This window comes from uncultured Methanobrevibacter sp., assembly GCF_900316895.1.
In the GTDB taxonomy this organism is placed as follows: domain Archaea; phylum Methanobacteriota; class Methanobacteria; order Methanobacteriales; family Methanobacteriaceae; genus Methanocatella.
This window is the reverse complement of record NZ_ONER01000085.1, coordinates 1-10,684: the sequence shown is the minus strand read 5'-3', so window position 1 is coordinate 10,684 and position 10,684 is coordinate 1. Positions and strand designations below refer to the sequence as shown.

At 33.0% G+C, this 10,684-nt stretch carries 11 protein-coding genes; all 11 read left to right on the top strand.

The genetic code is table 11. The annotated features are described in order from the left end of the window. Positions 1-378: 6-carboxytetrahydropterin synthase (locus QZN27_RS08300; protein ID WP_296786299.1), on the top strand; the 378-nt coding region annotated here is incomplete at its 5' end. Beyond that, complete coding sequence (locus QZN27_RS08295; protein WP_296786297.1) at positions 378-1,076, top strand: 7-carboxy-7-deazaguanine synthase QueE; 699 nt, start codon at positions 378-380, stop codon at positions 1,074-1,076. The genes QZN27_RS08300 and QZN27_RS08295, both read left to right, overlap by 1 nt. A gap of 59 nt (positions 1,077-1,135) precedes the next feature. Next, positions 1,136-2,074, top strand: a complete 939-nt coding sequence (locus tag QZN27_RS08290; protein WP_296786294.1) for a CBS domain-containing protein — start codon at positions 1,136-1,138, stop codon at positions 2,072-2,074. A 22-nt stretch (positions 2,075-2,096) separates the two neighbouring features. After that, positions 2,097-2,900 carry a CBS domain-containing protein gene (locus QZN27_RS08285; protein WP_296786292.1) on the top strand — a complete coding sequence of 268 codons (804 nt, stop codon included), beginning with the start codon at positions 2,097-2,099 and terminating at the stop codon, positions 2,898-2,900. Positions 2,901-2,936: 36 nt separating this feature from the next. Then, positions 2,937-3,740, top strand: coding sequence for a prephenate dehydratase (gene pheA / locus QZN27_RS08280; protein WP_296786302.1), 804 nt, complete (start codon positions 2,937-2,939; stop codon positions 3,738-3,740). A 61-nt stretch (positions 3,741-3,801) separates the two neighbouring features. Beyond that, on the top strand, positions 3,802-4,563 hold the full coding sequence (locus tag QZN27_RS08275; RefSeq protein WP_296786290.1) for an endoglucanase: 762 nt from the start codon (positions 3,802-3,804) through the stop codon (positions 4,561-4,563). A gap of 17 nt (positions 4,564-4,580) precedes the next feature. Then, a complete protein-coding gene (locus QZN27_RS08270) occupies positions 4,581-5,123 on the top strand; it encodes a hypothetical protein (protein ID WP_296786288.1) in 543 nt (180 codons plus the stop codon). A gap of 9 nt (positions 5,124-5,132) precedes the next feature. Continuing rightward, positions 5,133-5,639 (top strand): flavoprotein, encoded by a 507-nt coding sequence (locus QZN27_RS08265; protein ID WP_296786286.1) that lies wholly within the window; start codon positions 5,133-5,135, stop codon positions 5,637-5,639. 5 nt (positions 5,640-5,644) lie between these two features. Then, a complete protein-coding gene (locus QZN27_RS08260) occupies positions 5,645-6,283 on the top strand; it encodes a phosphopantothenoylcysteine decarboxylase (RefSeq protein ID WP_296786283.1) in 639 nt (212 codons plus the stop codon). A gap of 1,246 nt (positions 6,284-7,529) precedes the next feature. Beyond that, positions 7,530-7,829, top strand: coding sequence for an STAS domain-containing protein (locus QZN27_RS08255; RefSeq protein ID WP_296786281.1), 300 nt, complete (start codon positions 7,530-7,532; stop codon positions 7,827-7,829). A 156-nt stretch (positions 7,830-7,985) separates the two neighbouring features. Next, positions 7,986-10,684: AMP-binding protein (locus QZN27_RS08250; protein WP_296786279.1), on the top strand; the 2,699-nt coding region annotated here is incomplete at its 3' end.

Here is a 10,684-nt window from a genome sequence, read left to right as displayed (position 1 = left end):
GATTTTGAATTTGTAGTTGACTTTAAAGATGTGAAAGGTTATACCAAAGCAATTTGTGATGAACTGGATCACAGATTATTGATTCCCGTTTATAATGATTTAATTGAATTTAAAGACTTCGATAAAGAGAAAGATTCAATTTTTGACTTAAAGAAGAAACATTCAGTTCACTTTAAAATCGATGGAAAGGGATATTCCCTTCCTGGAGTTGACTGTGTGTTTTTACCGCTTCCTTACACTTCTGCTGAGGAATTATCCAAGTTTTTTGCAGAAACTTTGGCTAAAAAGTTATCTGAGACTTATGATAATTTGGAATATGTGGCTGTTTGTGTAAATGAAGGAATTGGACAAGGTGCTGAATATAGGAAAGATTTGTAATGAAAGCTCCTATTATTGAAATTTTTTCATCTTTTCAAGGCGAAGGCCTTTTGATTGGTGAAAGACAAATTTTTGTTAGATTTGCAGGATGCAATTTGAATTGTAACTATTGCGATACCAATGATAGTAAATCCGAGAAATCAGGAACTCTGATGACTCCCGAAGAGGTCTCATCAGAAATTAAAAAGCTCATTACTCCTGATTGCAAAACTATTTCATTTACTGGAGGTGAACCTAGCTTATACCCTGAATTCATTTCAGAGGTCAGTAAGGATTTCAAGCTGAAAATCATGCTTGAAACTAATGGGACTTTACCGGAAAATATTGGCTCCATAGAGAAATTGGACATTGTTTCTTTGGATATTAAGTTACCGGAGCATTTTGATGGTGATTTTGACAGTTCCATTTTTTTAAATGAGATTAAATCATTAAATTTATTAATTAAAAAATCTATAAATGTATATTGTAAAGTAGTTATATTGCCATCAACAAAAATAAAGTCATTTAAAGAGGTAGTTGAAAAATTATCACAAAATATTTCAAGCAAAAGCAACCTTAAAATAATTATCCAACCTTCTAGTCCGTTAGGAGAATGGAAAGACATTAATTTTAGATTATTTGAGTTTTCCGAAGTTGTTGGGCAATATTTTGAAGTTTCCACCATTCCTCAAATCCATAAGATTTTGGATATTGAGTGAATTTTGTTTTTAATATTATTGATTTTATTTTTATGATAGCAATTATATGAGGTGTGTAAATGAAAGATAAAACATCTATTAACAGAAAATCAAACACAGGCGCAGTTGAACGTGAAACCAAAGTTCATGATAGGGAAGGAGACATCATGGCTATTGCAACCAGAGATGTTATTTCAATCCCTCCTTCAAAAAGTATCAAGGATACTGCTAAAGTAATGATGGAACATGAATTTAGAAGATTGCCAATCACTGACCCTGGTTCTGGAAAATTATTAGGTATTGTAACTGTAATGGATATATTGGATTTCTTTGGTGGAGGAAAAAAATTCAACATTATTGAGAAAAAATACGAAGATAATTTCCTAGCAGCTATTAACGAGCCAGTAAAAGAAATAATGACTCGTGAATTAATCACTGTATCTAACAAAGCTTCTATTGGAGAAACCCTTGAAGTGATGTTAGCTAACCAGTTAGGTGCTATACCTATTGTTGACGCTGATGAAAAACTTGCAGGAATTGTAACCGAAAGGGATATTGCACTATCCTTAGCCGGTGTTGCAGGTAAAGACATTGTACAAGACTACATGACCACTAAAGTGTTCAATACAACTCCTGGAACTTCATTAGGAGATGCATGTAAAATCATGGTTAGAAACGGTTTAAGAAGAATTCCAATTGTCGGTGGTGAAGCTGACATATCCAAAGCGGCTAAAAAATTATTAGGTATCTTAACCTCTACTGATGTCATAAGATTCATCAATGCAAAAGAGCTGTTTGACCATTTGAACTCCAATTTGGCAACTGATGTATTGGATCAGACAAAAATTTCAGATATCATGGTCGCAGAGCCAATAACAGTCGAACCTACAATGACTATTGGAGAGTTATGCGAACTCTTCGCCGAAAACAATATCGGTGGAGTTCCAGTCGTTAAAAATGATAATGTAATTGGAATTATTACTGAAAGAGACATATTAAACGCAGTTAAAAGATATTAAAACATTTTTAGGAGATGATAATATGCAAATTAAGAATTTGATGTCTGAGGATATTATTACCATAGACAAAGATCAAAATCTTTCTGATGCTTTGAAATTATTGCGCAAACACAATGTTTCACGTTTGCCTGTAACCAATAATAAGGAATTGGTCGGTATTATTTCCGAAAGGGACATTGCCGCTAAACTTGGTTCTTCAAAATATGAAAGTATGCCTGCATCAAGACTTCATATTTCATCTGTAATGGTTAAAGACGTATTTACAGTTCCTGAAACTATGCAATTGGATGAAGTATCAAAATTAATGTTGGAAAACGGTATTGGTTCCGTTCCGGTCATGGACGCTGATGACAAAATGGTTGGAATCGTATCCAAGGCTGATTTTGTTACTCTTGCTGTAGGAATTGCTTTTGATAAGATTACTGTTAAGGAAATCATGACTAAAGACTTGACAGTAGTTTCACCAACTGAAAGACTTGTTCATGCAAGAAGAATCATGATTGAAAATCATGTGGGCAGATTGCCGGTTGTTGAAGACGAAAAACTGGTGGGCATGCTGACCTCTAAAGATTTGATGAGAGCATTCATCGACTTCAGAAAAAAAGTGCCTGAAAAATACCAAAAATCTCAAATCAAGGAGGTTTTGGTTGAATTCATAATGTCTTCAAATCCTACCGTCACTTCAAAGGATGCAACCATTTCCGAAGTGGCTAACGTGATGATTGAGACCGGATATAACGGTTTGCCTGTTATTGATGACGGTCAAGTCGTTGGTATCATAACACAAACTGATATTTTAAGGCTAATTGAAAAATTAGAATCTTAAATATCAACTTTTTTTTATTTTTTTTGGGTGATTACTATTACATTAATATCATTTTTAGGACCAAAAGGAACATTCACTCATGAAGCGGCCAGTATGATTGGAGACGAGCTGATTCCATACTGCACAATTCCGGCAGTGCTGGAAAGTGTGGCAAATGATGAAACTCCATATGGTGTTGTTCCAATTGAAAACTCAATTGAAGGCCCTGTAGGAGTTACATTGGATTCCTTGGCCCATAAGTTCGATTTGAAAATATTCAAGGAAATTATCATTCCGATCAATCAGAATCTCATTGTCAATCCTGGCTCTACAATGGATGACATTGAAGATGTCTATTCCCATCAGCAGGCTATTGCGCAATGCCAGGAGTTCATAAGTAAGAATAGGATTCAGCCCCATTATGCCATTAGCACTGCAAATGCTGCAAAAAATATCATTGGGGATAAGTCAAAAGCGGCTATAGGTAATGCAAAGGCGGCAGAGTTATACGGTTTGGAAATTCTCAAGCCCAACATTCAGGACATGGACAATAACGAAACAAGATTCATTGTCGTTTCAAATTGTGACCACGAACCGACTGGCAGGGACAAGACTTCGATTATTTTTTCCATATATGAGGACCGTCCTGGTGAACTGTATAATATTTTAGGGATTTTCCAAAAAAACAACATCAACTTGACAAAAATCGAATCTAGACCATCTAAAAAGGGATTGGGAAGATATCTGTTTTTCATCGACTTTAACGGCCATAAGGACGATGAATTAATTCAAGATATCATTGATGAGATTGACGAAAATACCTATTTTTTAAAAGTTTTAGGTTCCTATCCTGAATTTTAGGTAACATTTAAATTAATGTTTGAATATAATTTAAAGTATAATAATTTCAGGGAGGGTAGGAATGTCAGAAGATAGAGATAAACTTCTTCAAGTTATGAACAGTTTAGAGAATGATTATAAGTCTGGTAAAATTTCTGCTGAAAAATACAGATATTTTCGTTCTAAATACGAAGATAAATTGAATTCTATTGATGCAATGGAAGCAACCAAACGTATTAGATCCATGCAGGGCAAATCAACTACTAAAACTAAAAAAAGAAGTAAAAAACCTACCAATAATAAGAAAAAGCAAGAACAAGATTTAGTTCAAAAATATATTATAAATCCTAAAAGGGATGATGCTAAATATAATAAAAAGAAAAAGTCTTCAATGAGCAGCGGTACTTTTACAGCAATAACCTTATTGGTGCTTGTAATTGCATTCAGTGCTGGTGTAGCTTACGGTATATTTAATTTGGATTCCGAATCAGTTGCAAATTCCGGTGTTGTCGCTATTGTGGAAGATACAGCATTCCCTGAAATTGTTGCTGTTGTAAATACTACAACCACTAATTTTACTGACACTTCAAATTATACTCAAACTGACAGCACACATGATAATAATGATGATGACAATCAGGTTGAAACTACAACCACAACTACGACTACGACCACAACTACAACCACTGATGATTCGTCAGATAGCTCTCAATCCAGTTCCAGTTCGTCAAGTGATAGTAGTAGTAGCGACTCTTCAAGCAGTGATTCATCAAGTTCGTCAGATAGTGGTAGTGATTCTTCAAGCAGTGATTCTTCAAGTTCTAGCGAGGGATCATCTGATTAGTGAGTATAGGTGATTTTATGAAAAGTAAAATTTTAAAAGGAAGTATAATAGCATTTATTCTTATTATCTTTTTGGTTTCCAGCGTTAGTGCAGAAAATAAGGCTAATGAGGAAACTAAAGTTCTAACTTTATCAAAAGGAGGATTGGTTATCAAATATCCTTCAGATTGGGGTTATTCACAAGCTAAATCAAATTATTCCATAATGTCAATTTCAAAACTGGATTCAATCGATTCGGCGGGAGTTGGTCAGGTCAACATTAACTTTGAGAAAAAGCCGATTGAAGGGGATTTCTACACATTTGTAAATTCCACTTACAAATCAATGCAGTATGATTCTTCCTTCAAGCTGATTTCTTCTGGTGATTCTGTAATTGGAGACAGGCAGGCAGTGGAATACATCTACACTTCAAATCAGAATGGTATAGAACGTGAACACAAGGCTGTTTGGTTTGAAAAAGGCGGTCAGGCCTATGTTTTATTATATAGTGCCCCAATAAATCAGTTCGAACAGAATTTATATGTATTTGATTATATCCTGTCCGATATTCAAATTACTTAAGGTGTTTAAATGATTGTTTTGTGTGTTACCGGCAGCATTGCAGCTACCGAATCCATCAAGTTGGCACGTGAGCTTAGAAGAAACGGTGTGGAAGTTAAATGTTTCATGAGCGATTCTGCATGTGAAATCATTCATCCGAATGCAATGGAGTTTGCCACAGGTCAGGATGTTGTCACCAAGCTGACTGGCAAAATAGAGCATGTCAAATATTCCCAGGAGGATTTGATACTTGTCGCTCCGGCCACTGCAAATACAATTTCCAAATTTGCTCATAAGATTGCCGACAATCCTATTTCAACATTGCTTATTACTGCCCAGGGCCATGACACTCCTATTATCTTTGTTCCTTCAATGCATGATTCAATGTATCGTGCAATCAAGGAAAATATTGATAAGATAAAGGATGAGGGTTCAGCATCTTTCATCAAACCTAGAATGGATGAGGGTAAGGCAAAATTCCCTTCAAAAGAGGATATTGTCCTTGAATCCTTAAGAACCATTAATTTAAATAAATGATCAACATGATTAAAGGCAAAAAGATTTTGATAAGTCTTGGGGGGACTTATGAACCTATTGATTCTGTTAGGGGAATTACTAATAAATCCTCCGGAAAGATGGGCTTGGCTCTTGCAAAAGAGGCATATATCAGGGGTGCTGATTTAACATTGGTTGTCGCCAATGTCAGCGTTGAAATCCCTTCTGTTTTTGATGTCATTCGTGTTGAGACAAGCAGTGAAATGAATGAAGCTATTTTAAGGCTTGTTCCTGATTTTGACATTTTCATATCTGCAGCAGCAGTTTCAGATTTTGAATTTAGGAAAAAATCAGATAAGAAAATCGATTCTTCAAGTTCTCTGTTTTTAAATTTAAAGCCAACAACTAAAATCATTCGCCAGATCAAGGATATCAACCCTGAGATTTTCCTTGTCGGTTTTAAGGCGGAGTTCAATATTTCAAAAGATGAGATTATTGAATGTGCCCGCAAACAGATTGCTGATGCCGGAACAGACCTGGTTATAGCCAATGATATCTCAAAGGAGAATTGCCAGTTCGGATCTGATGATAATGAGGTCCTGATTGTTGATGATGAGGTTTTGACAGTTCCTTTGGCTTCAAAAAGGGAGATTGCAAAAAGCAATGCCATTTTTCCATGCCATTGAAATTTTCATCATTTGGCAAACTGCATCGTATAAGTTTTAATTCGCAGTTACATTTTCAAATCAATTTTGTTTTTGCTATATTATTCCGTATATGATGTAAAATTAATTTTATACTTTGAGTTTTAATCAATCAATTTTTTGATTTATACAGTAAATCTATATGAAAATTTAAGCTTATTGAAGTAATACTTTTTTAATTAAAAACACTAAATTAATCTTTGAAAAAAAGTTTTTTTAAAATTAGTTTTAAATAAAAATAAGTTCATGCCTTTAGGTATGAGTTAAATGGAGTGATTAATAGAGTGAATCAACCTAAAGGACGTTTCAATGAACTTTTATTTTATTTGCATTAGCAATTATAATATTTAATTTTATAGTATAAAAAGCTATCTAAGTAATACTTTTTGGCTATTTTTGTAGTAATTTTTTAATTTTCTTAGAGCTATTTTCTGGTTGATTATCACTCAGTAATTGGGTGATTTTTTCAAAAATTTTTCTTGCATTGACAATGCATTATTGCCTTTTTTGTACTTGCCTTATTTCACAATTTGGTTAATTTTAAAAACTTTATTTTGGGTTTTCTTTTAATATTCTGTAGATTTCAATTTAAAATTCTATATGTTTTTGGTTTGGATAGCTTTTGTCGTGAAGTTATACATTCTTAATTATATTTTATAAAATTTTTAGATAGTTTGAACTGGTTGATTTTTAAGAAATCTGTATTTATTGGAGTGTCATCCGTATACCTTTTTTGCTATTGATTAATGTCCCTTCTTTTTAGCAGGGTCATGAAAAATTAAATTCTTATGAATCTTTTGATCTTTATTTTAAATTGAAAAATTTATTTTTTTTAACATATTCTCATAATCATATCTATTTTATCAAATCCTCATTAGAATATGGTAAAATTTAAAAGATGGCTGTTTTTTGCAGCACTATAAAAAAAGTAAAAAATTCTAAAAGTTCCTTTAGGATATTTTTCAATTCAATGTAATATTTATTTTCATTTAATTCGCTAATTTCCACTTAAATGTAAAAATAAAATGATATTGGTCAAATAACACGATAAAATAAAGTAGTTTTAAAAAACAGTTATTTATATCCCATTCATTTAATTATGGCTAATTTTGCAATGATATTTGTTTTGAATATTTTTTTTATTAAAATAACGCAAATGGCTTAATTACATAATATTTAATAGACAATAAAAAGATATTAATAAATAACTTAATAATAGGATGATACTATGAATATTACAAAAAGTTTTAATGAAAAAGAATTGACATTATCTGTTGAAGGTCGTATTGATACGATAACTTCCCAAGACCTAAGTAATGAAATTAATGATGAAATGGGTAATTTTAACTCATTAATTTTGGATTTTGCTAACTTGGAATATATTTCAAGTGCAGGACTTAGGGTTCTAATGGCAACACAAAAGAAACTAAAAGCCGAGGACATTCCATTCGTTATTAAAAATGTAAATGAGGTCATAAATGAAATATTTAGAATGTCTGGTTTTGATAAAATCTTGAAGATTGAATAATCTTCATGATTTAAATATGTGCTTTAAAACAAGTTTATCTTTAATCTAAGAATGTCGTCCATTGAATTGCAATGTGGATGAAGGTGGATTAATTATTTGATAATTTAATGGTAAATGAATGTTTTGATGAATTAAAATTATTGTTTGGTGAATGTTATGGATTTGTTTAACTTGTCTTCAGCTCAGAAAATGTTGTTGTTTTCTGAGATAGAAAATCCTCAAAATGATTCTTTTTATCTTGCATTTAGAAAGGATTATGATTTGAATGATTTTGAAAATGTAAAATCTGCTATAGAATGTATTTCTAATGAATATTTGAATTTGCAAATTAAATATGATGAAGGTGGTGAATTTAAACAATATTTTGCAGATAGTGATGTGGTTGTTGATTCATTTGAGGTTTCAGATGAAAACCTTGATGAATTCATAAAAGATTATTTGGATAGTCCCTTTGAAGATGTTTTTGACTCTCCATTATATAAATGGGCCGTCTTAAAGACAGACGTATCTACTGTGCTTATTGGGGTCGTGCAACATATTTTACTGGATGGGACATCACTTTATTCAATTGTTCCCCGTGAAATTGACAGATATATTGATTGTATAAAAGATAATGCGGAATATGTTCCAATTGATTATTCATATGAATCCTATGTTGAAGATGAATTGGATTATCTCAATTCTGATGATGCAAAAGCTGATAAGGAATACTGGTTAGATGCGTTAAAAGATTATTCTCAGGATTGGTATTCATTTGATGATTCTGAATTTGGATTTTTCGAGCTCCTTTTAGATCAAATTCCTGATTTTGAGTATTCTCCATTCATTATCTCACTTGCACTTAATTTTTTATACTTTTCTAAATCTAAAAAAGATAATAACTCATTTAAGGATATAGTTTTGAACACTTCCGTTCACGGAAGATACTTCAATCAAGATGATGCGTTAGGAATGTTCGTTAATACAATTCCTCTAAGGTTGACCTATGATGAGGATTTGACATTCGATGAACTGCTTGCCTATTCAAAAAGTGTTTTAAAGGAAGGATTGGGTCATGCAAAATTGCAATTCAGTGAATACACAACAGATTTGAGAAACATGGGCATCGATCCGGATTGTGTTTCAATGTTTTCAATCGTATCCAATTCCACAGATTATGATTCGAAATTCTTAAGTTTCCAAAAGGACATTAAATTTCCGCTGCACTTTAGAATAAATAAGAATTATTCTGATAAAAATGGTTTGCAATCCATATTTATAGAGTATGATAAATCCTGTTTCACTAAACGGGAAATTGAATTCATTGCAGACGGTTTGAAAGATTTGTTAAGGCAGGTAATGGAAGATTCCACTAAAAAATGCGGCCAATACAATGTAAATGAAGTCAAATTTTTCAAGGCGGAAAATTATTACAATAATTTAATTAATTCATTTGACAATCCAACCACAATTTCTCCGGATGTTAGTGGCGATAAAGTAAATTTCGTAAGAATATCCAAACCAATTGACATTGAAAAATTAAAGTATTTGTCTAGCGAATATCATCTGTCAAAAGAAAAGTTCCTGCTTGCAACATTTTTATATAACTTGACCAAATTTTCATTTTCAAAGGATATCTTAATTGCATATGACCGTGTTGCTGCAGGATATCACTTTAATACAGACATGTCTGTCCGCCAATACATGGGCGACTTCAAAAAATATTTCAGGGAATATAAAAATTATCCTCTCCTGAACAACAAAAAATTGAACTTTGAAAGCGAAGTGTTGTTCGTAGTGGATGAATATGATGCAAAGGATTACAAATTGGTGTTCAATTTTGAAAGCGGAAATATAAACATCAGCTACGATGAATCCTTCTACTCAAAAGAATTAATGGAAACCTTTTTGGATTCAATGGATGTTCTATTGGACAGGTTCAGTTCTCCTGACGAATTGCTTAAGGATATTTCTATCAGACGTGAAATTGAACTGGACGAAGGCTTTGAAATTAATCTTGCAAATGAAGGAATTGTAAATAAGGTATTTGAAAATATTGTGGCTGAAAATCCTCAAAAGACAATACTTTATGCTGAGGATGCTGAGCTCACTTATGATGAACTAAACAAGAAAGCAAATAGGATAGCTAATGCTTTAATCAAAAGGGGAGTCGGCATCGAGGACAGAGTAATGTTCATGATGAGGAGAAACAGTGATTTGATTGCGGCCGTTTTGGGTATTGTCAAAGCGGGAGCGGCGTTCATTCCAATCGATCCGAATTATCCGAAAAACAGAATTGACCAGATTCTGGAGGATAGTGATTCCAAATTTGTAATAACCTCTTCAGAAATAGACTATGATGGTGAAAACAGAGTTGATGTTGATGAGTTGCTTCTTGAAGATGATGATTCAAATCCTGATGTTGATTTGACTCCGGACAATTTATGTTTCCTGATTTACACTTCAGGTTCAACCGGAAAGCCGAAAGGAGTTATGATTACTCACAGGGGAATTACAAACTATGTTGCAAATGTTGAGGAGAATGTTCCGATTTATGAATTGAATCACCAGTGCAATAAGTTCATATCAATTTCTACAGTGTCATTCATCGTATTTTTAAGGGAAATATTCGGTACAATCCTAAATGGATTGCCTGTGGTATTTGCTAATGATGAACAGGCGGTTGATCCTTTAGAATTGGTAAGTCTGTTCAAGGCAACTGATGCAGAAGGATTTGGTTCCACACCAACCAGACTGCTCGAATACCTGCAGCTTGAAGAAATTCAGGATGTTGTCGGAAATTGTAAAGTGATTATTGTCGGTGGTGAAGGATTCCCTCCAGTATTGTATGACAGATTATCAAAATACACAAATGC

Coding starts and splice junctions, on each gene's coding strand:
- QZN27_RS08295 (WP_296786297.1), top strand. CDS start 378: ATGAAAGCTCCTATTATTGAAATTTTTTCATCTTTTCAAGGCGAAGGC.
- QZN27_RS08290 (WP_296786294.1), top strand. CDS start 1,136: ATGAAAGATAAAACATCTATTAACAGAAAATCAAACACAGGCGCAGTT.
- QZN27_RS08285 (WP_296786292.1), top strand. CDS start 2,097: ATGCAAATTAAGAATTTGATGTCTGAGGATATTATTACCATAGACAAA.
- QZN27_RS08275 (WP_296786290.1), top strand. CDS start 3,802: ATGTCAGAAGATAGAGATAAACTTCTTCAAGTTATGAACAGTTTAGAG.
- QZN27_RS08270 (WP_296786288.1), top strand. CDS start 4,581: ATGAAAAGTAAAATTTTAAAAGGAAGTATAATAGCATTTATTCTTATT.
- QZN27_RS08265 (WP_296786286.1), top strand. CDS start 5,133: ATGATTGTTTTGTGTGTTACCGGCAGCATTGCAGCTACCGAATCCATC.
- QZN27_RS08260 (WP_296786283.1), top strand. CDS start 5,645: ATGATTAAAGGCAAAAAGATTTTGATAAGTCTTGGGGGGACTTATGAA.
- QZN27_RS08255 (WP_296786281.1), top strand. CDS start 7,530: ATGAATATTACAAAAAGTTTTAATGAAAAAGAATTGACATTATCTGTT.